Source organism: Microbispora amethystogenes, from assembly GCF_016863015.1.
In the GTDB taxonomy this organism is placed as follows: Bacteria; Actinomycetota; Actinomycetes; order Streptosporangiales; family Streptosporangiaceae; genus Microbispora; species Microbispora amethystogenes.
The window spans coordinates 126,444-151,303 of record NZ_BOOB01000038.1 but is presented as its reverse complement, the minus strand read 5'-3'; the positions used below and the strand labels follow the sequence as shown (position 1 = coordinate 151,303).

The 24,860-nt window shown below is 72.3% G+C and carries 23 protein-coding genes; 12 read left to right on the top strand and 11 right to left on the bottom strand.

Annotated elements, in window-relative coordinates; all coding sequences use genetic code 11:
* Window position 1: 1 nt before the first annotated feature.
* The 3 genes from Mam01_RS24545 to Mam01_RS24535 all read right to left on the bottom strand — a co-directional run bounded on the left by Mam01_RS24545 (window position 2) and on the right by Mam01_RS24535 (window position 3,589).
* Window positions 2-1,714, bottom strand: a complete 1,713-nt coding sequence (locus tag Mam01_RS24545) for an ABC transporter substrate-binding protein (protein ID WP_204287556.1) — start codon at window positions 1,712-1,714, stop codon at window positions 2-4.
* A gap of 216 nt (window positions 1,715-1,930) precedes the next feature.
* Window positions 1,931-2,833 (bottom strand): LysR family transcriptional regulator, encoded by a 903-nt coding sequence (locus tag Mam01_RS24540; protein ID WP_204287555.1) that lies wholly within the window; start codon window positions 2,831-2,833, stop codon window positions 1,931-1,933.
* Between the two features lie 24 nt (window positions 2,834-2,857).
* Entirely contained in the window at window positions 2,858-3,589 is a 732-nt protein-coding gene (locus Mam01_RS24535) for an alpha/beta hydrolase (protein WP_204287554.1), read from the bottom strand.
* 194 nt (window positions 3,590-3,783) lie between these two features.
* Here Mam01_RS24535 and Mam01_RS24530 point away from each other — a divergent pair, with 194 nt between their 5' ends.
* Both Mam01_RS24530 and cpt read left to right on the top strand, forming a co-directional pair.
* Window positions 3,784-4,455 (top strand): HAD hydrolase-like protein, encoded by a 672-nt coding sequence (locus tag Mam01_RS24530; protein ID WP_204287553.1) that lies wholly within the window; start codon window positions 3,784-3,786, stop codon window positions 4,453-4,455.
* Between the two features lie 33 nt (window positions 4,456-4,488).
* Window positions 4,489-5,031 (top strand): chloramphenicol phosphotransferase CPT, encoded by a 543-nt coding sequence (cpt, locus tag Mam01_RS24525; RefSeq protein ID WP_239101571.1) that lies wholly within the window; start codon window positions 4,489-4,491, stop codon window positions 5,029-5,031.
* 94 nt (window positions 5,032-5,125) lie between these two features.
* Here cpt and Mam01_RS24520 read toward each other — a convergent pair whose 3' ends face one another.
* The gene (locus Mam01_RS24520; protein ID WP_204287552.1) at window positions 5,126-5,599 is read right to left on the bottom strand and encodes a MarR family winged helix-turn-helix transcriptional regulator; all 474 of its coding nucleotides are present in this window, start codon (window positions 5,597-5,599) and stop codon (window positions 5,126-5,128) included.
* 108 nt (window positions 5,600-5,707) lie between these two features.
* Between Mam01_RS24520 and Mam01_RS24515 the strand changes: the two genes are divergently transcribed.
* Entirely contained in the window at window positions 5,708-6,790 is a 1,083-nt protein-coding gene (locus Mam01_RS24515) for an epoxide hydrolase family protein (protein WP_204287551.1), read from the top strand.
* A gap of 5 nt (window positions 6,791-6,795) precedes the next feature.
* Here Mam01_RS24515 and glpK read toward each other — a convergent pair whose 3' ends face one another.
* Complete coding sequence (gene glpK / locus Mam01_RS24510) at window positions 6,796-8,313, bottom strand: glycerol kinase GlpK (protein WP_204287550.1); 1,518 nt, start codon at window positions 8,311-8,313, stop codon at window positions 6,796-6,798.
* A 14-nt stretch (window positions 8,314-8,327) separates the two neighbouring features.
* Complete coding sequence (locus Mam01_RS24505; RefSeq protein ID WP_150934992.1) at window positions 8,328-8,528, bottom strand: hypothetical protein; 201 nt, start codon at window positions 8,526-8,528, stop codon at window positions 8,328-8,330.
* A 249-nt stretch (window positions 8,529-8,777) separates the two neighbouring features.
* Here Mam01_RS24505 and Mam01_RS24500 point away from each other — a divergent pair, with 249 nt between their 5' ends.
* The 6 genes from Mam01_RS24500 to Mam01_RS24475 all read left to right on the top strand — a co-directional run bounded on the left by Mam01_RS24500 (window position 8,778) and on the right by Mam01_RS24475 (window position 14,572).
* Complete coding sequence (locus tag Mam01_RS24500) at window positions 8,778-10,001, top strand: PP2C family protein-serine/threonine phosphatase (protein ID WP_204287580.1); 1,224 nt, start codon at window positions 8,778-8,780, stop codon at window positions 9,999-10,001.
* Window positions 10,002-10,109: 108 nt separating this feature from the next.
* Complete coding sequence (locus tag Mam01_RS24495) at window positions 10,110-10,997, top strand: sulfotransferase family protein (protein WP_204287549.1); 888 nt, start codon at window positions 10,110-10,112, stop codon at window positions 10,995-10,997.
* The gene (locus tag Mam01_RS24490) at window positions 10,994-12,163 is read left to right on the top strand and encodes a glycosyltransferase family 4 protein (protein WP_204287548.1); all 1,170 of its coding nucleotides are present in this window, start codon (window positions 10,994-10,996) and stop codon (window positions 12,161-12,163) included. Before Mam01_RS24495 ends, Mam01_RS24490 begins: the two co-directional genes overlap by 4 nt.
* Window positions 12,164-12,205: 42 nt before the next feature.
* Window positions 12,206-12,910, top strand: a complete 705-nt coding sequence (locus Mam01_RS24485) for a hypothetical protein (protein WP_239101570.1) — start codon at window positions 12,206-12,208, stop codon at window positions 12,908-12,910.
* Window positions 12,907-13,890: a nucleotidyl transferase AbiEii/AbiGii toxin family protein gene (locus Mam01_RS24480; protein WP_204287547.1), complete on the top strand. Its 984-nt coding sequence runs from the start codon at window positions 12,907-12,909 to the stop codon at window positions 13,888-13,890. The genes Mam01_RS24485 and Mam01_RS24480 overlap by 4 nt, the downstream gene beginning before the upstream one ends.
* 91 nt (window positions 13,891-13,981) lie before the next feature.
* Window positions 13,982-14,572 carry a DUF4291 domain-containing protein gene (locus tag Mam01_RS24475; protein WP_204287546.1) on the top strand — a complete coding sequence of 197 codons (591 nt, stop codon included), beginning with the start codon at window positions 13,982-13,984 and terminating at the stop codon, window positions 14,570-14,572.
* A 37-nt stretch (window positions 14,573-14,609) separates the two neighbouring features.
* On the opposite strand, the gene Mam01_RS24470 is transcribed toward Mam01_RS24475, so the two are convergent.
* Window positions 14,610-15,146, bottom strand: coding sequence for an NUDIX hydrolase family protein (locus Mam01_RS24470; protein ID WP_263641841.1), 537 nt, complete (start codon window positions 15,144-15,146; stop codon window positions 14,610-14,612).
* A 106-nt stretch (window positions 15,147-15,252) separates the two neighbouring features.
* Here Mam01_RS24470 and Mam01_RS24465 point away from each other — a divergent pair, with 106 nt between their 5' ends.
* Window positions 15,253-17,940 carry a hypothetical protein gene (locus Mam01_RS24465; protein ID WP_204287545.1) on the top strand — a complete coding sequence of 896 codons (2,688 nt, stop codon included), beginning with the start codon at window positions 15,253-15,255 and terminating at the stop codon, window positions 17,938-17,940.
* Window positions 17,941-17,944: 4 nt separating this feature from the next.
* On the opposite strand, the gene Mam01_RS24460 is transcribed toward Mam01_RS24465, so the two are convergent.
* Window positions 17,945-18,922, bottom strand: coding sequence for a patatin-like phospholipase family protein (locus Mam01_RS24460; RefSeq protein WP_204287544.1), 978 nt, complete (start codon window positions 18,920-18,922; stop codon window positions 17,945-17,947).
* Window positions 18,923-19,222: 300 nt separating this feature from the next.
* On the opposite strand from Mam01_RS24460, the gene Mam01_RS24455 reads away from it, so the two are divergent.
* A complete protein-coding gene (locus tag Mam01_RS24455) occupies window positions 19,223-20,680 on the top strand; it encodes a hypothetical protein (RefSeq protein ID WP_204287543.1) in 1,458 nt (485 codons plus the stop codon).
* A gap of 85 nt (window positions 20,681-20,765) precedes the next feature.
* Window positions 20,766-21,356, top strand: a complete 591-nt coding sequence (locus Mam01_RS24450; protein WP_204287542.1) for a GNAT family N-acetyltransferase — start codon at window positions 20,766-20,768, stop codon at window positions 21,354-21,356.
* Window positions 21,357-21,383: 27 nt separating this feature from the next.
* Here the strand turns inward: Mam01_RS24450 and Mam01_RS24445 are convergent, their stop codons facing one another.
* Genes Mam01_RS24445 through Mam01_RS24435 form a run of 3 tightly spaced genes read right to left on the bottom strand, consistent with a single transcriptional unit; the run spans window position 21,384 to window position 24,856 of the window.
* Window positions 21,384-22,595 (bottom strand): acyl-CoA dehydrogenase family protein, encoded by a 1,212-nt coding sequence (locus Mam01_RS24445; protein WP_204287541.1) that lies wholly within the window; start codon window positions 22,593-22,595, stop codon window positions 21,384-21,386.
* Window positions 22,596-22,651: 56 nt separating this feature from the next.
* Window positions 22,652-23,617 carry a glucosyl-3-phosphoglycerate synthase gene (locus tag Mam01_RS24440; RefSeq protein WP_204287540.1) on the bottom strand — a complete coding sequence of 322 codons (966 nt, stop codon included), beginning with the start codon at window positions 23,615-23,617 and terminating at the stop codon, window positions 22,652-22,654.
* A 33-nt stretch (window positions 23,618-23,650) separates the two neighbouring features.
* Window positions 23,651-24,856 carry an MFS transporter gene (locus Mam01_RS24435; RefSeq protein WP_204287539.1) on the bottom strand — a complete coding sequence of 402 codons (1,206 nt, stop codon included), beginning with the start codon at window positions 24,854-24,856 and terminating at the stop codon, window positions 23,651-23,653.
* Window positions 24,857-24,860 lie beyond the last annotated feature (4 nt).

Genomic DNA, 24,860 nt, shown 5'->3' with positions numbered 1-24,860 from the left:
ATCAGGCCCCCAGCCACACGCCGTGGAAGACCGGATAGGTCTGGGCGTCGAAGGCGACGCCGCGCGCCTTGGCGGAGAAGGCGGTGAGCTGCACCGGCGTGTAGAGCGGCAGCACGTACGCCTGCCGGAGCACCTCGTGCTGGACGGCGGCGTAGTCCTTGGCGGCGGTGGCCGGATCGGACGTCTCCGCCGCCTCCTCCACCCACGTGTCGATCTGCGGCGAGTCCACCAGCGCGACGTTGCCGCCGGCCTTGGCGTACGTGTTGCCCGAGGCGAACGCGAAGCGCAGCACGTCGGGCGTGGGCCGGGCGAAGCTGACGTCGACGAGGTCGTATTCGCCGCCGATGAGGTATTTGCTGACGAACGCGCCGGTGTCCACGGCCGGTCGCTCGATCTTGATGCCGGCGAGTTTGGCCTGTGCCTGGATGCCCTCGGCGAGCACGTCGCGCTGTTCCTTGTTGCCCTCCGCCCAGTAGGGCCAGGTGAGGGCGAGGGTCCTGCCGTCCTTGACGCGGTAGCCGTCGGAGCCCTTCTTCCAGCCCGCCTCGTCGAGCAGCCGCTCCGCCGCGGCGAGGTCGTAGGAGGCCAGTTCGCTCTCGGCCGTCGCGTCGTAGGCCGCCGTCGTGCGGCTCAGCGGGTTGCGCGCGACGGGGAACTGGCCGAAGTAGATGTTCTTCACCAGCTCGTCGACGTTCACCGCGGCCGACAGGGCGCGCCGCACGCGCACGTCCTTCAGCGGCCCGCGGGTCTGGTTCAGATAGAGGTTGTAGTTCAGGCCCGGCGTCTCCTGCGCGGTGAAGTCGAATCCGCCGAGCGACCGCAGTTTTCCGGCGTCGACCGGCGGGACACCCGCGATCGCCTGGACCTGCCCGCTGGTGAGCGCGCCGTACCGGGTGGCGTCCTCGGGGACGAACTCGAACACGAGGCTGTCGAGGTAGGCAGCCCCCTGGTGGGACGCGCCGGCGGGCGGCGAGCCGTACGCGGCGTTCCTGCGCAGCGTGACCCGCTTGTCCTTCTCCCAGGAGACGTAGGAGAAGGGGCCGGTGCCGACCGGGCGGTAGTCGGCGACCGGCTTCGCCAGCGCCGCCGGGCTCTGGATGCCGAGGTACGGCACCGAGAGGGCCTGCAGGAACGGGGTGAACGGCCGCTTCAGCGTCACCTCGACGACGTGGTCGTTCACCACCCGCGACTTCTCGTACGGTGCGATCAGCGAGGCGGCGTACGCCGACTTGGTCGCCGGGTCCACCACGTGGTCGAGCGTCGCCTTCACCGCCTCGGCGGTGAACGGCGTGCCGTCGTGGAAGGTGACGCCGTCCCTGAGGGTGAACGTGTAGGTCCGTCCGTCGCCGGACACGGCCCACTTCGTGGCGAGCCAGGGCCCGAAGGTGGCGGGACCGGTCTGCACGACCAGGGAGTCGAAGACGTTGCGGTCGATCAGGCCGGTCACCGCGGTGGCCGCCACCGCCGGGTCGAGCGACACCTGCGTGCCGGCGAGCGCGTAGGTGAGGGTGCCGCCGGCCACCGGGCCGGCCGCGCCGGCCCGTCCGGCGGACGGCTCGTCCCGGCCTCCCGTCGTGACGACCAGGACCAGGACGACGGTCGCGGCCGCGACCAGGGCGGCCGCCACGAGCGCCGGACGCCTGGACCGCAGGCTGCCCCGCCGCCCGGCCGGTTCGTCGTCCACTTGGGTGGCGGTGTCGTCGCTCACTGACATCGGTGACGCCTTTTCTGTCGCGATGGAAAAAGAAGAGAGCGGGGCACGCGGGCACGCCGAAATGGCCGGAACCCGGCGGAACCGGCGGATCGATTGGCGAATTTCCGTCCCGCGGACCAGGAGAATTCAGGACATCGACGGAATCACACCATGCCAAAACGCGACGGTCAACTTATTGCGCCATTGTCGCGGACCCATTCGCGATACCGATCGGAATCAATTCGAATTCCCTATCGCAACCTGCGCGGCGAGCGCGCCGGGGAATTCCGCGACCGAGGAGAAGAATTCACGTAGAGCCGCGCAGGCGCTCGACTCGATCGCCGGATCGAGCCCCCGCCTGCTCAGCAGGCGCAGCCCGACCGGGTCCTGCGCGGGCAGCGGAGCGATCTCCTCCAGGCCCTTCGGCACGCCGAACGCGGTGGGCAGCAGGGCGATGCCGAGCCGGGCGCGGGCCGCCGCCAGCACCCCCTCCAGGTTGACCGCCTCGGTGGTGATCCGCACCGGCCAGCCGAGCCCCTCCAGCACGCTCACGGCCTGCCGCCGCAGGGCACAGGGCTCCTGGAAGGCCACCAGCGGCACCGGCCGGTCCGGCGGCGGGAGATACCAGCCCGGCGCGGCGAGCCAGCGCAGCGGCAGCGTGGCGACCTGCCTGCCGCCGACGTCGGGCACGACGCCGAGGATGAGCGCCATGTCCAGCGTCCCCTTCTGGGTCGCCTCGGCCAGAGGGGTGCTGCGGTCCAGCCGGAAGACGACGTCCCGCGTGGGAAGCGCCGCCATCAGGGCGCCGAGGAGGTCGGGCAGCGTCTGGTAGCCCGCGTGCTCGACGGCGCCGACGGTCAGCTCCGCCGACCGCTCGGCCCCCAGCCGGCAGAGGGCCTCGTCGTGGACGGCGAGCAGCCGCCGCGCCTCCACGAGCAGCGTCTCGCCCGCCATGGTGAAGCGGGTGGACCTGCCGGTCTTCTCCACCAGCGGTTGCCCGACGACGCGTTCCAGCGATCGGACGTGCTGGCTCACGGTCGGCTGGCTGGTCCGCAGCGCGGACGCGGCCCGGCCGAAGCCACCGCAGTCGGCGATGGCCACGAACGTTCGCAGTTGCACGAGATCGAGCAGTGCTCCCATACCCGCGATAATAACCCCTATTACCTACATGAATAAGGGTTCATCGAGGGTAGGGTTACGCCACCATCGGACGGCGGCCGCGGCGACCTCGGGCGGGACCCGGTGCCCGCCGCGGAACTCCTCGTACGTCACGTCGTATCCGCCGTCCCGCAGCTCGGGGACGAGCCGCCTGCTGCAGCGGTCGATCGGCAGCACCCGGTCGGAGGTGCCGTGCGAGACGAAGACGCGGGGCCGCCCGTGCCGGATCATCGGCGCCATGAAGCCGGGAGAGAACGCCAGCACGGCGTGGAACAGGTCGCCGTTGGCCAGCCCCAGCGACAGCGCGTAGGAGGCGCCGTCGGAGAACCCGGCGACGGCCACGCCGCCGAGCTCGACGGCCACGCGGCCGAACGCCTCCTCCAGGGTCGCGTCGATCCTCGACACGTCCGCGCCGTACCCGCCGACGATCACGTCCCAGGTGGCCGAGACGGCCTGCGGCGCGAGCAGCGGCACCCCGAGACGGGCGGCCTCGGGGGCCAGCCACTCCAGCGCCTGCTCCGCCGTGCCGCCGGCGCCGTGCAGCACCACGGCGAGCGGGGCCGGCCCGGCGCCGAGGCCGGGCGGCACGTGCAGCAGGGCGCGGCCGTCGAGCCGGTGGGTCCCGGGCTCGGGAGGCGACGCCGCCCGCGGCACGGCCACGGGACGGGCGGACAGCCGGCCGTGCCGCACGCCCTCCTCGGGCTCCGCGTGGGGACGGCTCCGCTCCGGCGTGGTCATCGGCCTCACCTCCCGCTCACCGGTGTACCCCGGGTCGCGGTGATCACCTCCGCGATCGGCGCGCCACGGGACCAGGTCGCGCGCGGCGGCCGGCACCCGCGCGAAGCGGACGGACGACCGGCTGGAATAGTACCCACCTGCACACTCTCACCCGCTCCACCACCTCCACGACCACCGCGAACGGACGGCCTCACGTGACCGATGCCCGCTTCTGCCTCTTCGATCTCGACGGGACGCTGACCGACCCCGAGACCGGCATCGTCGCCTCGCTGCGGCACGCCCTGTCGGCCGTCGGGTTCCCGGAGGTGGACCACGGACGGCTCCGCGACCTGATCGGCCCTCCCCTCCAGGACGGCCTCTCGATGCTCGGCGTGCCGGAGGAGCGTCTCGACGACGCGATCCACGCGTACCGTGAGCGCTTCGCCGAGACCGGGATGTACGAGAACGAGGTCATCGCGGGCGTCCCCGCCGTACTGGAGGCCCTCGTCGCCGAGGGCTGGACCCTGGCGGTGGCGACGTCGAAACCGGCCGTCTTCGCGGCGAAGATCATCGCCCACTTCGGCCTCGACGGCTTCTTCGCGTACGTCGCCGGGGCGACGCTCGACGGGTCGCGGCGGCACAAGGCGGACGTCGTCCGCCACGCGCTCGACATCCTCGGCGCCCCTCCGGACGCGGCCGTCATGGTCGGCGACCGCGTGGAGGACGTCGCCGGAGCCGCCGCGTGCGGCGTACGGACCGTCGCCGTGACATGGGGGTTCGGCGACCCGGCGGAGTTCACCGGCCCGGAGGTCATCGCCGTCGTGGAGACGCCCGGGCAGCTTCTCGAAGCGCTGACGCGTACGGCGCCCACCCCTCCGGCGGGCTGAACGCCACCGCCGCGTGCCTCTATCGTGTACGGCGTGACGACACAGGTGATCGTTCTCAACGGCGGTTCCAGCGCGGGCAAGTCCGAGATCGCCCGGCACCTGCAGGACGTCCTGCCGCGGCCGTGGCTCACCTTCGGGGTCGACTCACTGATCGAGGCGATGCCCCGAGCCATGCGGGCGTCGGACTCGGGAGTCGAGTTCGCCCCCGACGGCGGGGTGAGCGTCGGGCCCGACTTCATGGCGCTGCAGACGGCGTGGATGAAGGGGATCGCCACGATGGCCCATGCCGGAGCGGGGGTGATCGTCGACGACGTCTTCCTCGGCGGAGCGGCGACGCAGCAGCGGTGGCGGAGCGTCCTCGACGGCCTCGACGTCCTGTGGGTCGGCGTCCGGTGCGACGCCGCGACCGCCGCCGAGCGCGAGAGGGCCCGGGGAGACCGGGTCCCGGGAATGGCCCTGACGCAGGCGGCGATCGTCCACGAAGGCGTGGTCTACGACCTGGAAGTGGACACCACCCACACCGAGTCGCTGGTCTGCGCGAAGACCATCGCCGCCCGCGTGCGGCAGGCCGGCTGACCCGTCCGGGCACCGCCGTCCCCCGGGCACCCGTGCCCCTCCTCGGGGGCCCTCTCCTCGCCGTCCCTCTCGCGGGCCCTCTCGCGGGCACCGGTCAGTGCGGCGGCTCGCCGGGGGCGCCGGTTCGCCGGTTGTGGTGATCCAGCAGCGTCGACAGCAGCTCGGTCAGCCGGTGCCGCTCCTCGGGTGACAGCGGAGCCAGCAGCTCGTCCTGGCATTCGGCCAGCCGCTTCTCCAGCCGCCGCAGCTGCCGCCTGCCCTCCGGGGTCAGCGTGATGATGTTGCGCCGCCGGTCCGAGGGATCCGGGGCGCGCTCGACCAGGTCGCGATCGGCGAGCTCGTTGAGCGTCGCGACCATGTCGCTGAGGTGGATGCCGCTACGGCGGCCCAGCGCGGCCTGACTCGCCGGGCCGAGCTCCTCCAGCGCCGCCAGCACGCGGTAGTGGTAGCCGCGGGCGCCGACGGACGAGAACCCCTCGCCCACCAGGCGCTGCGCGTGACCGGCGGTCTGGCCGAGCAGCCAGCTGGGCAGGCCCTCCCAGCGGGCGGGCTTCTCCTCCGTCTCCATGCGACGAGTCTAACCGTTTGGCACCCTAACGATCGCCTGCTATCGTTCGTGGAGTAAACGTTAGTGACTCAAACGTTTACCTATCCAACGATCCTTGGAGCCGAGACCATGATCGAGCCGTTCCGCATCGACATTCCCCAGGCAGACCTCGACGACCTGGCCGACCGGCTCGCCCGCACCCGGTGGCCCGACGAGATCGCCGGCGCCGGGTGGGACTATGGCTTCCCGCTGGCGCGGCTCAAGGAGCTCGCCGAACACTGGCGGATCGGGTACGACTGGCGCGAGCACGAGGCGGAGCTCAACAAGCTCCCCCACTTCACCACCGAGATCGAGGGCCAGAACATCCACTTCGTCCACGTCCGCTCCGCGAAGCCGGACGCGCTGGCGCTGATCCTCACCCACGGCTGGCCCGGCTCGTTCCTGGAGTTCCTCGACGTCATCGAGCCGCTCTCGCACGATTTCCATCTGGTGATCCCGTCCATCCCCGGATACGGCTTCTCCGGGCCGACCCACGAGCGCGGCTGGGACGTCGTCCGGGTCGCCCGGGCCTGGGCCGAGCTGATGCGCCGTCTCGGATACGAGCGCTACGGCGCGCAGGGCGGCGACTTCGGCGCCGGCATCTCCCTGGCGCTCGGCGCGGTGGCGCCCGAGCGGGTCGCCGGGGTGCACGTCAACTACCTGCCGACCCGGCCGGCGCCGGACGCCGGGCTGGAGCTGTCCGAATCGGACGAGGCCCGGCTCGACAAGGTCAGGCGGCTGATGGCGAACCGCCCGCCGTACCAGGCCCTGCAGGCCCTCACCCCCCAGACCATCGGCTACGCGCTGACCGACTCGCCGGTCGGCCAGCTGGTCTGGATCGCCGAGCGCTTCGCGCAGTGGGCCGACCCCCGCTCACCCGTCAGCGACGACCGGATGCTCACCGACGTCTCGCTCTACTGGCTGACCGCCACCGCGGCCTCCTCCGCGCGGCTGCACCACGAGACCGCGCGGGGGATCGGGCCGTGCCCGGTGCCGGTCGGCGTGGCGGTGTTCGCGCACGACATCACGCAGTCCGTACGGCCGTTGGCCGAGCGGCTGTACGACATCAGGCACTGGTCGGAGTTCGACCGCGGCGGCCACTTCGCCGCGATGGAGGTGCCGGATCTGCTCGCCGGGGACGTCCGGGACTTCTTCCTCACCCACCTTGGGTAGGGCGATCAGTCGACGTCGACCCAGTCGAGCGTCCGCTGGACGGCCTTGCGCCATCCGGCATAGCCGCGCTCGCGCCGCTCCTCGCTCCAGGTCGGCTCCCAGCGGCGGTCCTCGTGCCAGTTGCGCCGGAGGTCGCCGGTGGACTTCCAGAAGCCCACGGCGAGCCCGGCGGCGTACGCCGCGCCGAGCGCGGTGGTCTCGGCGACGACCGGCCGGGAGACCGGTACGCCCAGGATGTCGGCCTGGAGCTGCATGCACAGCTCGTTGGCCGTCACCCCGCCGTCCACCCGCAGCACGTCGAGGACGACGCCGGAGTCCTGCTCCATCGCGGTGACGACGTCCCTGGTCTGGTAGCAGATCGCTTCGAGGGTGGCGCGGGCCAGGTGGGCGTTGGTGTTGTAGCGGGACAGGCCGACGATCGCGCCCCGGGCGTCGGAGCGCCAGTACGGCGCGAACAGGCCGGAGAACGCGGGCACGAAGTAGACGCCGCCGTTGTCCTCGACCTGCCGGGCGAGGGCCTCGCTCTGCGCCGCGCCGGAGATGATGCCGAGCTGGTCGCGCAGCCACTGCACGGCGGAGCCGGTGACCGCGATCGACCCCTCCAGGGCGTACACCGGCTTGGCCGAGCCGAACTGGTAGCAGACCGTGGTGAGCAGGCCGTGCCCGGAGCGGACGAGCTCCGTGCCGGTGTTGAGCAGCAGGAAGTTGCCGGTGCCGTAGGTGTTCTTGGCCATGCCGGGCTCGAAGCACACCTGGCCGACGGTGGCGGCCTGCTGGTCGCCGAGGTCGCCGGCGAGCGGCACCTCGCCGCCGAGCGAGCCGCCCGCGCGGGTCACGCCGTACAGGCCGGGGTTGGAGGACGGCCGGATCTCGGGGAGCATCCGCCGGGGCACGCCGAAGAACGACAGCAGCTCGTCGTCCCAGTCGAGCGTCTCCAGGTCCATCAGCATCGTGCGGCTCGCGTTGGTGGGATCGGTCACGTGGACGCCGCCGTCCACGCCGCCGGTCAGGTTCCACAGCAGCCAGGTGTCGGTGGTGCCGAAGACCGCGTCGCCCCGCTCGGCGGCCTCGCGGACGCCGGGGACGTTCTCCAGGATCCACTGGATCTTGCCGCCGGAGAAGTAGGTGGCGGGCGGCAGTCCGGCCTTTCGCCGGATCACCTCGCCCTTGCCCTCCCGTTCCAGCGCCGCGGCGATGCGGTCGGTGCGGGTGTCCTGCCAGACGATGGCGTTGTAGTAGGGGCGGCCGGTGCGCCGGTCCCAGACGACGGTCGTCTCACGCTGGTTGGTGACGCCGAGCGCCGCGAGGTCGGACGCCCGCAGGCCCGCCGTACGCATGGCCGTCTCGGCGACCGCGCGGGTGCGCTCCCAGATCTCGGTCGGGTTGTGCTCGACCCAGCCCGCCTGCGGCAGGATCTGCTGGTGCTCCAGCTGGTGGCGGGCCACCTCGTTGCCGGAACGATCGAAGATCATGAAGCGGGTGCTGGTCGTCCCCTGGTCGACCGCGCCGACGTAGTCAGCCATGTCAGCGCCGGGCCTCAGGCGGTCGGGCCGATTTCCGGCTCGGCCTCGGGCATCGCCGACTCGTCACCGGTCGGCGGCGGCGTCTCGGCGGCCGGCGTCTCGATGTCGGTCCTGTCGCCGATCAGCTTCTCCAGCCCTCCGTCGTCCGGCTCCGGCGTCAGCGGCTCCGGTGAGGTGCCTCTCGCGTCCCGCGCTCCGGATCTTTCGGCAACCACGTCCGCGTCTCCTCCCACGTGTCCTCTCCGCTGTCCGCGCTGATCGCGCATGACCGCTCACCTGCCCCCGTTGTACGGTCCTCATTCACCTTCTCACAGACCCGTACGGAGCGTGCGTGCGCGACGGCCCACGGGCCCCGCCCGTGCCGGAGCGTCACCTTTTCGCAAAATTCCCAAACCGACCGGCTCGGGACCGGATGAGGGGCAGCATCGAAGGTAGGGACTGAAGGACCCCTGGGGGTGAGCGGAATGGAGCAGGGCATCCCCCCTCCGACCCAGAAACACGATCTGCTGGGCGCGCTGACGAACATGCTGGAAGAGAGCCACCTGACGGCCTTCGAAGGCATTCCGGCGCTCATCGACGCCCACAAACACCTTGCGGGCTTCGACGGCATCTCCGTCTACCTGTGCGACCTGCAGCAGAGTGTGCTGCGCAGGCTGCGGGGGCCGGGCGAGGAGGAGCCCCAGCCGGAGGAACTGAAGATCGACACCACGCTCGCCGGCCGCGCCCTGCAGGAGGTGCGCACGCTGCGGAGCGAGAACCCGGTCCAGTGGTGGGTCCCGATGCTGGACGGCACCGAGCGCCTGGGCGTCCTGCACATGAAGCCCGACGCCGAGGACGACGATCTCCGCGACCGGATGCGGCACATGGCCTCCCTCATCGCCCTGATCGTTGTGAGCAAGCGCTCGTTCAGCGACGACCACGCGCGGCTCGTGCGGAGCCGGCCGATGCACGTGGCGGCCGAGATGCAGTGGAACCTGATGCCGCCGCTCACCTTCGCCACGCCGGCGGTGACGATCGGCGCGGTCCTCGAACCGGCGTACGAGATCGGCGGGGACGCGTTCGACTACTCCACCTCCGGGAACGTGGCGCACGTCGCGGTCTTCGACGCGATGGGACACGACGTGTCGGCCGGGCTGACCGCCAACCTGGCCGTCGCGGCCTGCCGCAACAACCGGCGGCAGGGCCTCGGCCTGGCGCGGACCAGCGAGGCGGTCGAGCGGATCCTGATCGACGAGTTCGGGCGGGGCGACCGCTTCGTCACCGGGATCATCGGCGACCTCGACCTGGGCACCGGCCTGTTCAGCTGGGTCAACCGTGGCCACCACGCGCCGGTGCTGATCCGCGGGGGCCGGTGGATCTCCACCCTGAAGTGCCCGCCCGCCCACCCGATGGGCCTCGATCTCGGCCTTCCCGTCACGCTCTGCCGGGAACAGCTCGAGCCCGGCGACCGGCTTCTGCTCTACACCGACGGCATCACCGAGATGCGCAACCCCGACAGCGGCGAGTTCGGCCTGGGCCGGTTCGTCGAGTTCATGATCAAACAGAACGCCGCGGGGCTGCCGGTGCCCGAGACCCTGCGGCGGCTGATCCGCACCGTGATGGACTACCACGACCACCGGCTGCACGACGACGCGACCGTACTGCTCGTCGAATGGCACGGCGCGGCCCACGAGCGGCTCAATCCCTGAGCCACCGCTCCCCCGTTGCGGCCGGGACATGACGGCGCGGGAGATCCGAGCCGGCCAGGGGGTGGACTCTCAGGGAATTCCCCGGATCCATGGGTAATCTCGCAGGCCATGACATGGCAGCGGAGGATCAACGGCGCACTCGTCAAGTTCACCGGAGTCCAGCTCACCCGTGCCCGGCCCACCGCGACGCCGTCTTCGGAGGGGCAGGCCCCGGCCCCCGCGGCGGAGGAACTGGTGCGCCCGCCGGCCGACCCTCGGGCGGACCGGCTGCTGGTGGCGCCGGTGTTCGTCATGTCTCCCGTACGGTCGGGCTCCACGCTGCTGCGGTCGATGCTGAACGCCCACCCCGAGCTGCACGCCCCGCACGAGCTGCACGTCAGGAGGCTGACAGTGGGGTTCGGCACGGCGCTCTCCCGCAAGGCCATGGAGGCGCTCGGCCACAACCAGGCCGACCTCGAGCACATGCTGTGGGACCGGGTGCTCCACCGCGAACTGGTCCGCAGCGGCAAGCGGACGATCGTGGACAAGACCCCGGCCAACGCCTTCGCCCACGCCCGGATCGCCGCCTGCTGGCCCGACGCCCGGTACATCTTCCTGCTGCGTCATCCCGCCTCCATCGCGGCCTCCTGGTACGAGGCCGACCCCGTCAAGCGCACCCGCGAGGAGGCCGCGTCCGACGCGCTGCGCTACATGAAGGCGGTGCAGCGGGCCAGGAAGGCGCTCACCGGCCTGACCGTCCGGTACGAGGACCTCACCGCCGAGCCGGAGAGGACGACCCGCGCGATCTGCGACTTCCTCGGCGTCCCCTGGGAGCCCGGCATGCTCGCGTACGGCGAGCAGGAGGTCGTGCGGAAGGGCCTCGGCGACTGGAGCGACAAGATCCGGTCGGGCCGGGTCCAGCCCGGACGCGACCTGCCGGACCCGGACGAGATACCCGACCTGCTGAAACCCATCTGCCGGAGCTGGGGCTACCTGCCGAAGGAGGAGGGCCGGTGAAGATCCGCTACATGCTCCTGCACGCCTACGGCATGGGCGGCACGATCCGCACCGTGGTCAACCAGGCGAACGCGATGGCCGCGCTCGGCCACGAGGTGGAGATCGTGAGCGTGGTGCGGCGCCGGGACGAGCCGCAGTTCCGGCTCGACCCGGCCGTCACTCTCCGCACGCTGGTGGACCAGCGGGCGGGCGTGCGGACCGACTCCCTCGGCCGCCGCGTCTGGCGGCGGCTGCGCGGCAAGATCGTGCCGTTCGGCGAGTACGCCGCCGCCTACTTCACCGAGCGCGTGGAGAAGGCCGCCATCGCCTACGTGGCATCGGTCGAGGACGGCGTCCTCGTCACCACCCGCCCGGCGCTGAACCTCATCTCCGCCCGCCGCGCCAACCCCGGCGTCGTACGGGTGGCGCAGGAGCACATGAACCTCGGCAGCTACCCCGAGACGCTGCGCGCGGAGATCGCGCGCTACTACGGCGCGTTCGACGCGGTCGCGGTGCTGACGGACAGCGACCGGCGCGACTACGAGGCGGCGCTGCCCGGCACGAGGATCATACGGATCCCGAACGCGGTCCACTCGGTGAACCAGACGCCGTCCCGGCAGGAGCACCCGGTGATCGTCGCCGCGGGCCGCCTGGTCAAGCAGAAGGGCTTCGACCTGCTGCTCCCGGCGTTCGCCCAGGTGGCCAGGGAGCATCCGGAGTGGCGGCTGCGGATCTTCGGCACAGGCCCGAAGAAGGCGCAGCTCCGCGCGCTGATCGGCGAGCACGGCCTGTCCGCCCACGTGACGCTGATGGGCCGCACCAACCGCCTCGACGACGAGCTCGCCAGGTCCTCCGTCTACGTGCTGAGCAGCCGGTTCGAGGGGTTGCCGATGGTCATGATCGAGGCGATGACCCACGCCCTGCCGATCGTGGCCTTCGACTGCCCCACCGGCCCCCGCGACGTGCTGACCGACGGCGAGGACGGCCTCCTCGTGCCGGCCGAGGACGTGGCCGCCCTCGCCGCGGCCCTCGACCGGCTGGTCGCCGACCGCGACCTGCGCCTGCGCATGGGCTCCGCCGCCGCGGCCACCGCCCGGGCGTACGCCCCGGAGAACGTCATGCCCCTGTGGGACGACCTGTTCACCGAACTCCTCCACACCAGGACGGCCCCCCGCCTCGCCGGGTGACGATCGATCACGACGCCACGCGGGGGCACTAGGGTCGTCGCCATGCGAATGCCCCCCCGCGGCGCGGTTCCGTACACCGGGCACGCCGTCGTCCCGCGACGCGCGGTGCGGGACCGGCCGATGAGCGGGCCGGAGCCGGAGTTCCGGGGCGACTTCGACGTCCACCTCACCGTGGCCGCCGGCGACGCGGAGCGGCTCCGCGCCTGGGCGCGGGAGAACGGCGTCAAGTTCACGCACATCGTGCTCGAACGCGGCGCGGTCCCCTCCCAGCCGATGCTCACCGTCCGGGGCGCGGGCACGCTCAGCGCACGGCGGGCCGCCGCGGCCGCCCTGTCGGCGAGGCTCCGGGACGAGAACTTCAAGGTCGTCCGGGTCAAGATCGAGGCGGCTCCCTGGAACGAGGACGTCCCCCGGACCGACGAGGACGCCGCCCTGATGCCGGGCCGCTACTTCGAGCACCACGTGAAGGTCGCCGTACGGGGCGATCCGGCGCCGCTCGCCGCCGTCGCCGCGGCCCACGGCGCGCACGTGTCGCGCAACGCCCGGCGGCGGCGCGCCGACGGGTCGCACGAGCGGTTCGTCACCCAGCGGTGCCGGGGCGTCGCGCTGTCCACGGCCCTACGGAGGTTCGAGGCGCTGCTGTCCGATCTGGGAAGCCATGGCTATGCCGTGCTGGAAGCCGAACGGGAGTTCGTCGTCCACGACGACAACCCCGGCGCCGACCACGGCTGGATCGAGGAGAGATGACGTCAAGCTGGGAGCAGTTCACCTGTGGGGTCGTCCTCCCCGAGGGTGTCACGGTCCCGCCTCGCGGGACGCCGCGGTTCCCCGCGACGTACGTGCCGGTGACGGACGGGCCGGGGACGCGACAACCGCCGATCTTCGACCCGGCGCTCAAGCAGTTCGAGCGCGCCTTCCGGGCCGGTGAACCGGCCTTCGAGGACCCGGAGACCGGGCGCCGCTGGCGACGGGCCCGGCGCCAGGCGATCGACCACGTGGTCCGGGTCGTCGCCGAGTCGCCGTGGGCGGACCACCTCGTGCTGCGCGGAAGCCTGCTCCTGGAGGCGTGGGCCGGGGATGAGGCGCGCGAACCGGGCGACCTCGACTGGGTTGTCGTCCCGCCCAAGATCGTCCTGCGCAGCCCGCTGACCGTCGCGATGTTCAAGGACGTCATCGCCGGGGTCGTCACCGGAGCGGCCGGCGACGGGGTCGCCTTCGACCCGGGTGACGTCGCGACGGACGAGATCTGGACCTACGACCGCGTCCCCGGGCGGCGTCTGGTGTTCACCTGGCGGGCCGGTGACCTTCCGCCGGGAACCGTGCAGCTCGACTTCACCTTCGGCGAGCGCCTGCCCGTCCCGCCGGAGGTCGCGCTGATCCCCCGGGCCGGCGGGGAGGAGGCCACCCCGGTCCTCGCCGCCACCCCCGAGCTGTCGCTGGCCTGGAAGCTGCTCTGGCTGGCCGACGACCGGTGGCCGCAGGGCAAGGACCTCTACGACGCCGTCCTGCTCGCCGAACGCGTCCGGCTCCCCCGCGACCTGCTCCACGAGGTCCTGCGTGAGCCACTCGGCGAGCGGCGGACCGCCGCGTTCGGCCCGGAGACGATCCGCTCCCTGGAGGTCGACTGGGACGAGTTCCGCACGGAGTACCCGCAGATCGGCGGCGTCCCGGCCGACTGGCTGGACCGCCTGGCGCGGGCGCTCGCCCCCACCTTCGCCCAGGAATAGGACCGGGATCGAGCCGGCGTACTCGGCCGATGTTCGTCCGCCGGCGATAACCGGTTGCCCGCGCCGGCCGGGACTGACGAGACTCGGCGGAATGGAGGTTCCGTACCGGCAGATCCGTGCCGTCTACACCGAGGAGATTGTCACCGTCTACCAGGCGTACGATCCCGCCGTCGCCGACCGGGCGGTCACCGCGCAGCGGTTCGTGCCGCCGTTCAAGCGGGAGCGGATGACCTGGGTCAAACCATCGTTCCACTGGATGATGTATCGCAGCGGCTGGGCCGCGAAGCCGGGCCAGACCCGCGTGCTCGCCATACAGATCAGCCGGGACGGGTTCGAATGGGCGCTTGCCCATTCATGTCCCAGCCATCCCGGCCCCGGCGAGGACCAGAGAGCGTGGGCCACCCGCCTTCGTGAGAGTCCCGTCCGGATCCAGTGGGACCCCGAGCGCGACGCCCGGCTGCACCCGCTGCCGTACCGGTCGATCCAGATCGGCCTGTCCGGGGAGGCCGTGGACCGCTACGTCGACGCGTGGACCGTGTCCATCACCGACATCACCGCCACCCTCGGCGCGATCCGTGCCGGTAGGGCCGCGCCGCCCGCCGAGCGGCCCTACCCGCTGCCGTCCGGGCTCGCCGGCGTCATCGGCGCCTCGCCGGCCGCCGTCCGGGCCGGCCGTCGCTGATCACTCGGGTGGGCGGCCCGGCGCGGCGGCGTCCGCGTCAGGTCAACCGGCCGACGTGGGCGAGGGCCTGCTTGAGCAGCACGCCCTGGCCGCCGGTCATCTCCTGCTGCACGACCGGGGAGGCCGCCTCCTCGGGCGTGAACCACTCCAGGTCGAGCGCGTCCTGCCGGGGACGGCAGTCGCCGCGCACCGGGACGATGTACGCCAGCGAGACCGCGTGCTGGCGCGGGTCGTGGAACGGCGTGACCCCGGGAGTGGGGAAGTACTCGGCCACCGTGAACGGCGCCGGGGAGACCGGCACGCTCGGCAGCGCCACCGGCCCGAGGTCCTTCTCCAGGTGACGCAGGAGCGCGTCGCGGATGCGCTCGTGGTAGTACACCCGGCCGGAGACCAGCGCCCGGCTCACGGTTCCGTCGGGGCCGATCCGCAGCAGCAGGCCGACACGGGTGACGATGCCCGTGTCGTCCACGCGCACGGGCACGGCGTCCACGTACAGGATCGGCATGCGGCCCCGTACGGACTCGATGTCCTCGGGGGCGAGCCAGCCTGGCGTCGTTTCGGTCATTTCGGTCACGGGACGATCGTACTTGCCCAGGCGAGGGGTGGTTCCCCACATCGGCGACCTCATGGCCGCGGGACGCGAACCGATCTTGTCGGTGTGCTCTCCTATGGTGCCGATCATGACGAACCCCTGGGACGCGGTCCGTTCCGGAATAGACGCCGGCGACGCCTCCGCCGTCGCGACGGCCGTGCTGGACCTCGACGACGACGCGCGCCGCGAGGTGGCGCGGGAACTGCCCGGATACCTTCCCGCCGCCCGGGAGGCCGCGGCGCGCGAGGAGAGGAGACGGGAGCAGGCGCGCCAGGCTCGGTGGGAGGAGCTGTGCGAGCGGGCCGCGCGGACGGGGCGATCGGTCCACGAGTTCGCCGAGGCCTACACGGTGGACGGACCGAGCGTTCGGAACCGCTGGATCGAGCCCGTACGGGTCGCCGGCGCCGCGGTTCTCCCCGGCGCCGCGGCCGTCGCCACGTGGCTGAACAGACGCGACTTCGACCGCGGCTGGGAGCCCGCGGACACCGACGACGTCCCGCTCATCGCCGCGGTCGTGGCGGCCCGGCTGCCGGAATGGCGCAGAGATCTCGCCGTACGGCTGGCGCGGCGGTTGCGCGGCGCCCGCCCCCGGCCCGACCGGCGGGTACGGCTCGCCCTGCGGCTGCTGCGCGAGAGCGGAGCCGAGCCCCCCGAGCACGACCCCCTCACCCTCGCCTGGGTCGCCGCGACTCTCTCCGACGACCTGCCCGCGGATCCGCTGCTGGACGCGATGCTGCCGAGGCTGTTCGAGGCCGAGGGCGTGGGCAGACTGCTCCGTACCCACCGGAACTGGCCCGCCGTGCTGACCGCCCTTGCCAAGGACGGCCGGGTCGGGCGCGCGGCTCTGCTCGACGGGTGCCGCAGCCGGTTCCTGCGCGGCGGGCAGGCCGCCGACCAGCGCTTCTTCGTCTTCCTGCACGACCAGCTCGCCCCCTCCCCAGAGGAGATCGCGCCGTACGCGCGGGACTATCTGGCGTTGCTCCCGGCCGCTGCGGCCAACGTGGCCGACCTCGCGCTCCGGCAGGTCCGCCGCCTGGGGCCGATCCCGGCCGAGCAGGCCGGTGAGGCCGTCGAAGCGCTGCTGTTCCGCGCCGAGGGCCGGCTGGTGCGGGCCGGGCTGACCTGGCTCGACCGGTTGCTGAAGGACCCCGCCGAAGACGCCGACGCCTACGCCCCCGCACTAACCGCCGCGCTGGGCAGCGAGTCGGGCGACGCCCGGGAACGGGCCGTGAAGCTGGCGGTCAAGCACGCGGACCGGTTCACCCCGCTGGGCGCGGACATGATCCGGGACGCGGTCGCGGCGCTGCCCGCGCACGAGGGCTCCCGGCTGGCGGCGGTCTTCGGCGGCGAGGTCGCGGCGGCGCCGGAGCCGGAGCCGGAGCCGGCGCGGTTCGTCCCCGTGCCGCTCCCGGCGGTCCCCGAACCCACGCCCATGCCGCCCGCCCCCGAGACGCCGGAGGAGCTGGCCCGGATCACGCTGACGGAGTACGACTGGCGCGCCCACGAGAGATGGCTGGACGGCTTCGTCCGGCTGGCGGCCCGGCACCGGACCGGCGGCGGGCGCGACCGTCTGGTCGGCGCCCTGGCTCCGCTCACCCGTCACTGGAGCCGCAGCCACCCGTGGACACCCTGGTGGGACACCGCCGACTGGGCCGCGGCGATGGCGAAGGAACTGGCCGAGCCGGGCGCGTGGCGCCAGGCGCACCCGCAGGGCACGGAGACCGTCACGGAGCGGGTCCCGGACATGAGGCACGGTGCGGGCGCGAGAGTCTGGACGCTCATGCGGTACGCCGAGGTCTACCAGGCGCAACTCGAAGACCGGCTGCCGGCGTACCTGCTGGGCACGCCCACCCGGGCCAACGGCATCCTCGACCCGGATGCGCTGGTGGAGCGGATCGAGGGCTACGAGCGCGACGGCGTGCAGGCGCTGCCGCTGGACCTGCGGCAGGCTCTGCTCCGGCTCGGCCGCACCGTCCCCGGCGAGGTCGCCACGCGGGCCGCCGCCCTGACGAGCCCGGCGGGGCGCACAGTCGCGCGATGGCTCACGGACCGGCCCGCCGAACCGGAGGTGATTTTGCGCTGGGACACCCACCAGGGCGACGTCCGCGTCTTCTCGGAGTTCGTGTGCGGACCGGAGCACCGGGAGGTGCTGGGTGACCTGCTCACTCCCCGGTTCCACGACGAGGCGTGCGAACGGCTGCTCGCCGTGCTCGCCGGGCACCGCGAACTTGCCGCCGCCCGGTCGGCCTGGACGCTGCGGTCGTTCTGGCCGCTGAACAAGCCCACACCCGCCGACCTCGAACTGCTGGTCACGGCGGACGGTCCCGCCGGGCAGGGCGTCGCGCTGATCATGGCGCACTACCTGCACGCGGGCCCGGTCGGCGGAGCAGTAGGGCCGCTGCTGCGCCTGGCCGCCACCGGCGGCCTGCCCGGCGAGGAGCTCGGCAGGCAACTCGCCGTCCTGCTGGAGCGCAGGCCCGACGGTCTCGCCGGGGTCATGGAGGCGCTCCGGACGGCGGCCGAGCGTGGGGCGCATCGGGAGGTGTGGCAGATCATGCGGGGCCTGCTGCCCGGCCGCCTGCCGCGCCCCGGCGAGCGGGCCACCCCCGCGCACACCCGGCTGATGAGGTTCGCCGCCGACGTGGGCGAATGGGCGGACGCCCGGGGCGACCTCCCCGTCGTCGCCGAACTGGCCGGTCGGCGCCGGGCGAGTGAACTTGTCCGTCAGGCGCGCCGGCTGCACGGACAGCTTTCCGGCGGCGCCTTTACAACGTAGATTTTTAACAACCGGGCGGGTGCCACCCATGGTCCGCTTCGTGCGGGAAGCCGAGCGGGCGGGCGAGAGCGGGGTGGGGTTCGCGCCGCTCCAGCCAGTGGGTGGCCGACAGGGTCGCACGTTCGATCATGTCGGCTGTGGCGCGGAAGTCGACGGGCAGCACCTCGACCGGGCAGAGCGGCGGCAGCACGTGGAGGCGGGTCCGCCGCCTGTTCTGCCTGATCGAGGCGCTGATGCGCTGCTCGCTGAGCAGGTTGTAGCCGTGCAGGGCCATGGCGATCGCCGTCGACGGCGCGGCCGGCAGGTGGCAGGTGAATCCGGGCGCCAGCAGGTACGCCTCGTCGACGCCCGCGTCCACCGCGTAGTCGAGGGTGGTCAGGTCGGCGACGCCGCCGTCCATGAGGACCCGGTCGCCGATCGTCACGGTGGGATACAGGGCCGGGATCGCGGTGCTGGCCAGCAACGCCGGCAGCGCGGGCCCCCGTGACAGGACCACCGGCCGGCCCGTCCGGACGTCCGCGGTGAGCACCGACAGCGGCGTCCGCGTCTCCTCCAGGGCGCGGATCGGCAGGATGCGTTCGAGGAACCGCCGCAGGGCGGAGTTGCCGAACAGGTAGTTGCGGCGGCCCAGCACGGCCGCGACCAGCGTGGCCGGATTGAGCGGGAAGGTGTAGTTGAGCACGCCCAGCGCCTGCAGGGCTCCCCGCAGGGGGTGGAGGGGCAGGTTACCCACCAGTGTGCGGAGCACGTCGGGCCCGCTCACCGGGTACACGTCGTGGCCGCTCACCGACAGCCACAGCCGGGCCAGTTCCTCCACCCCCTCGGCGTCCGGGCGGGAGGCGTAGTAGGCGCCGTTGAGCGCCCCGATCGAGGCGCCCACCACCATGTCGGCGCGGATGCCGTGAGCGGTGAGCGCGCGGAGCATGCCGACCTGCGCGGCTCCCAGGCTGCCGCCGCCCCACAGGATGAACGCCGTCGTCATCGGTCGCTTCCCCACGCTCCCCCGGCCCGATCTCCCTTCCTACCCGTACGTCCTCGTTTCATCCGCTATAGGCAGAGACCCCGGACCTCCGCGAATCCCTCCACCCGTGTGCTTTCCTCTGAACCCTCACGGCATGAAGTGGAACGGGGTATTTCCCCTTGGGATCGTGTTTATCCTGCCGGAGGCGACAGTCGAAAGGCAGGAATCTCCCCCATGGCCTATGCCGATCAGATCTCTCCCATCCTCCGCGCGACCTTCGAACTTCTGCGGGAGGCCGGACGGCCTCTGCCGCCAGGAGAAGTGCGCAAAGAAGTAGAGGAGCGAGTGCCCATCGGCCCGGAACTCCGTGCTCCGAACGCGCACGGCCAGGCGCGCTGGTGGGCGCAGCTGGGATTCCGCACGGGAGAGGCCGCCTCGCTCGGCTGGATGACCAAACGGAACGGCTGGGCGATCACGGAGGCCGGCGTCCGCGCGCTCCAGGAATTCCCCGGCACCGAGTTCTACCGCGAACTGGCACGTCAATATCGGGCGAGGAGACTGCCTCCTCAGAACACAAACGCTCCCTCACCCGTGCCTCCGCGTGACCCGACTCCGGCCGCGTTCGAGCAGTTCCAGCAGAACCTCGAGTACGCCCGGCAGCTCGTCGACGGCGGCCGCAATCTGGAGCGGCTCGCGGTCGGCTCCTTCGACGTCACCGACCTCTACCGCGCCGCCTGGACTCAGGCCGTGGCGGCCCTCGACCACTGGGTCACGCGGGAGATCGTGGATCGGGCGATGGGCCTCGCGCTGACCCCGGAACTGCCCCGGCCTCGCAAGTTCAACAGCCTGAGCATCCCCGTCGAACTGTTCGAGAAGGTTCACCATCACGACGAGCCTCTCGGGGAGACCTTCCGTGCGCACCTGGAGCGGCATTTCTCCTTCATGACCTTCCAGAACCCAGACAAGATCAAGGAAGGGTTCGCGCACGTCAGCGAGGTGAACCTCTGGGTCAGAGTCGCCGAGGTCCTGACCGCCCAGGACACCAGGAACCCGATCACCGCGGACGGCGTCCGCACCAGGCTCCGGGAGATCGCCTGGCGCCGGAACAACATCGCCCACACCGCCGACCACGACCCGGACCGGACCGGGCAGAAGACCCCGATCACCGCCGACGAGGCGGAGGCGACCATCGAATGGCTCGAAACGATGGCCATCGCCATCCAGCTGGCCCTCGGTGACTCCCTTCCGGAAGTGAGTCCCGATGCGATCCGGACCACCCCCTCGGCCACCGAAGCAGGACAAGCTGACCGTTCTCGGGGAAAACGCACCTGGGACGAGCCCAGCTTCCTCCAGGCCGTCGAGCAGTACTGCCCCGCCGACGTACGCGACACACTGCTGGCCGTCTACCGTCACGCCGAGAGCCACCCGTCCTTCCACGAGTACTACTTCGGCGAAGGCGCGTATCCCTCGGTCACCGCCTGGTTCAATCTCGGCTCCGACAAGGCCTCCGTGTGGAGCGTCTACACCGGCCCCGCGAAGTCCGTCCTGGCCGTCAACTTCGGTTCCGTACGCAATCACGGCGCATCACGGGAGCGCATGGCGCGGCTCGCCGAAAGGCTGGCCATTCTTCCGGGGGCGGCCCGTCTCCGCGACCAGCTCGAATCCGCCGACTATGGAAAATACCCGTCGTTGCAGCCGAGCGCCCTCGCGCGCCCGGAGGCGCGGGAGATCATCATCGCGGCCCTGAACGAGTTCCTGGCCGGCGGAATCCTCCTCTGACGCCGTCGGCTGACGAGCCCGGATTCTCGCGCTCCATGGCAAGCTGTTCGCACGCCCAGCCACAGACGTGACCACGGGAGCGGCCTTGCAGCGATATCAGGGCTCGGCGCCCGCCCTGCCCGCGCCGTACACCATCCGCCGGGCCGTCCCAGACGACACCGGCACCGTCCTTGCCCTGCTCAACGCCTCCGCCGCCTGGATACACGAGCGTGATCAGGGCGACGGCTGGCCCAAAGCCGGGTTCGGCCCGGACCGCGTCACCCCCGGCATCACCAGTGGCGCGATCCGGCTGGTCGAACACTCCGGCCGCTGGCCGCAGGCCACCTTGGCCGTCGACCAGTGCCCCGACCCCGAGTTCGGCGCGGCCGGCCTCGACCCCGTCGAGGACAAGGCCCTGATCCTGCACAGGCTCGCCGTCGTACGCCCCCACCCGCACCAGCCGCCCGGCTGGGACGTCCCCACGCCGCCACCGGGCACGCTGGGCCGAATGCTGATCGAGTGGACCATCCACCATGCCCGCCGCCAGGGCTTCCCGTGGGTGTGGCTCAACGTCGCCCGCGAGGCGATCCCGCTGCAGGCGTACTACGCCCGGTGCGGGTTCGAGCACATCGCGACCGTCGCACTGCCCGGCCGCCGGTCCGGCTCACTGTGGCGCCACCCCACCACAGCGCACTGACCGGCGTGGATGACGGCCAGGGTGGAATCAGCGGACGGGGAGGCCGGTGACGGCGCGGCCGATGATGAGGCGCTGGATCTCGGAGGTGCCCTCGAAGATGGTGTAGATCTTGGCGTCGCGGTGGAAGCGCTCGACCGGGTGCTCGCGGGTGTAGCCGGCCCCGCCGAGGATCTGGATCGCCTGCTCGGTCACCCAGACGGCGGTCTCGCTCGCGACCAGCTTGCTCATCGACCCCTCGGCCTGCTGGAACGGCCTGCCCTGGCGGGCCATCCAGGCGGCTCGCCAGGTCATCAGGCGGGCGACGTCCACCCGGGTGGCCATGTCGGCGAGCAGGAACGCGATGGCCTGGTTCTCCCCGATCCTCCGGCCGAACTGCTCGCGTTCGCGCGCGTAGTCGCGGGCGTACTCGAAGGCGGCGCGGGCGATGCCGACGGCCATCGCGGCGACCGTGGGACGGGTGGTCTCGAACGTGCGCATCGCGGCCTGCCCGCCGGCCCGCGCCCCGGCGCGCACCCGGGCCAGCCGCTCGTCCAGCTTCTCCTTGCCGCCGAGCAGGCACCGGCCGGGCACCCGTACGTCCTCCAGGACCACCTCGGCCGTGTGTGAGGCGCGGATGCCGTGCTTCCTGAACTTCTGGCCCTGCGACAGGCCCGGCGTGCCGGGCGGGACCACGAAGGACGCCTGTCCCCGGGTGCCCAGCGACGGGTCGACCGTGGCCACGATGATGTGGACGGCGGCGATGCCGCCGTTGGTCGCCCAGGTCTTCACGCCGTTCAGGACCCACTCGTCCGTGGCCTCGTCGTAGACGGCCCGCGTCCTGATCGCGCCGACGTCGCTGCCCGCGTCGGGCTCGGAGGAGCAGAACGCGCCGAGCCTGACGTCGTCGGGGGTGCCGAACATCTCGGGCAGCCACTCCCCCATCTGCTCGGGGGTGCCGTTGGAGGCGAGGGCCGCGGCGGCCAGGCCGGTCCCGACGATGGACAGGCCGATCCCGGCGTCTCCCCAGAACAGCTCCTCGAACGCCACCGGCAGGCCGAGCCCCGACTCCTCGAACCACTGCTGGGCGAAGAAGTCCAGGGAGTACAGCCCGATCTTGGCGGCCTCCTGGATCACCGGCCAGGGCGTCTCCTCACGCTCGTCCCATTCCGCCCCGGCGGGCCGTATGACGTCCCGGGCGAACTCGTGGACCCAGTCGCGCACCTCGCGGACGTCGCCGCTCAACTCCGGGCAGAAGGTCATCGGGGCCTCTCCTCTCCACAGTGTTACCAACGGTAACACCACCGAGGGAGCGCCGCTCAGCGCAGTCGGGACGCGTACTGCGGGACCGTCGCCATCGGCGGGCGCTCGGCCACCGCGACGTCCCGCGTGACCGCGCGGTGCCCGGCGTGGCCGCGCTCGAACTGCACCATCCGGGACGACGGCTCGTGCAGCGGAATGATCCGATCCTGGCGCTCCAGCCGGGCCCAGGCGGTGTGCATGATCTGCCCGGCCATCCCGCCGAGCGCCTCCGTGGACTGGTGCGAGTGGATCCGGCGCCCCAGGTCGACCTGGGCGAGCGCGTCGAGCCCCACCTGGTCGAGCAGGTCGATGAGAAGTCCCAGCTCCACGCCGTACCCGGTGACGAACGGCACCCGCTCCAGGACCGCGCGGCGGCCGGCGTACTCGCCCGCGAGCGGCTGCACGAACCCCGCGAGCAGCGGCCAGTGCAGGTTGAGCAGCGGCCGGGCGACCAGCTCGGTGACCCTGCCTCCCGCGTTCGGCTCGGCCGCCCCGAGCAGCGGCCGGTCGTAGCACGCCTTGACGTACGCGACCGAGGGGTCGGCCAGCAGCGGCCCGAGCAGGCCGGTCACGAACGAGGTCCGGAACTCGCGCAGATCGGCGTCGACGAACACCACCAGGTCACCGGTGGTCACGGCGAGGGACTTCCACAGCACCTCGCCCTTCCCGTCGAATCGCGGGTCGTGCAGCTCGGGGAGGATCTCGTCCTGCGCGAAGACCTTCGCGCCGGCGCGTAACGCCCGCTCCGCCGTCCCGTCCGCCGACCGGGAGTCGATCACCACCAGCTCGTCCACCAATGGGACGGCCTCCACCAGGTCGCGGCGGACCGCGGCGACGATCTCCCCGACCGTCTCCGCCTCGTTCCTGGCGGGCAGCACCACCGAGATCCTGCTGTCCCCCTTGGCGGCCAGCAGGGCGCGGACCGGCCAGTCCGCCGCCGACGAGGTACGCCGGGCCAGCCAGGCCTCAACCTCAGGCAGCACGCGCCCTCCCCCGTCCGCCACATCCGACAAGGCTCACCTTATGCCGCGGCCCCGCGACGCGATCAGGACGAGCCCCCCTCCCAGCGCGAGCACCCCCGCCACGCCGCACATGAGCGCGGCGAAGCCGTACGGCGCGGCGGCCGAGGCGGCGACCGGGCCGAGGCTCGCCCCGGTGAACAGGAAGAACGTGAACAGGGAGACGGCGGTGGCCCGAGCAGGACCGGCGAGCAGACCCACGGTCTCGATCACGGCGGGGGCCGTGACTCCGATCGCGAAGGCGAAGGCGGCCAGCAGCACCGCCAGCCCCGCGACGCCGGGGGCGGTCACCCCGACCACGAGTGCGATCACCGCGGCGGCGCCGAGCATCACCGCCGCCCGGCGCGCCGGGCGGAACCGGGTGAGGTACGGCGTCACGAACGGGATGACGGCGATCGCCGGGAGCGCGGTGGCCCGCAGCGCCAGCAGCGCGGAGGGGTCGCCGGCGATGCCCGCCGGGCCTTCCAGCTGCAACGCGGTGTAGAGGGCGACGAACGCGCCGAGAACCGTCAGCGTGGCGGCGTACATCAGCACCAGGCGCGGGTCGCGCAGCAGGACCGGCACGGCGGCGTAGGGGTTCCCTCCGGCCTCGCGGGCCGCGTCGGGCAGCATCACCCGCCGCAGCACCACGGTCATGACGGCGAACGCCGCGCCGCCGAGCAGGAAGACCGGCCGCCATCCGAGCAGGTCGGCGAGGGCCTTGCCGGCGAGCTGGGCCACCACGGCCGAGGCGAACAGCGCGCTGACCACGGAGGTCATCGTCACGGCCCGGCGGCGGGGCTCCACGCGCTCGGCGATGTACGCGAACGCGGTGGGGGCGAAGACGGCCGTGGTGACGCCCTCGATCACCCGCAGGGCGAGCGCCGCCCCCGGCCCGGGGCTCAGCGCGACCGACGCCGTGGTCACCGCCGTGGCCGCCATGCCCCAGGTCATCACGCGGCGCCTGCCGTACAGGTCGGACAGCGGGCCGAAGAGCAGGAAGCCGCCCGCGTAGCCGAGGCCGAACGCGCTGACGAGCCAGGTCAGGACGGCGGCGGGGGCGCCCCACTCGGCCGACATCCGGGCCAGCAGGGGGATCACGACGTAAAGGTGCCCGGTGGCGAGGAGCCCGGCCGGTACGAACGCCGCCACGGTGCGGCGCGGCGGCGCGTAGGTCGCGTCGGCGGCAGCGGGTGGACGGAGGGCGGACGTCGATGTGCTCATGGCC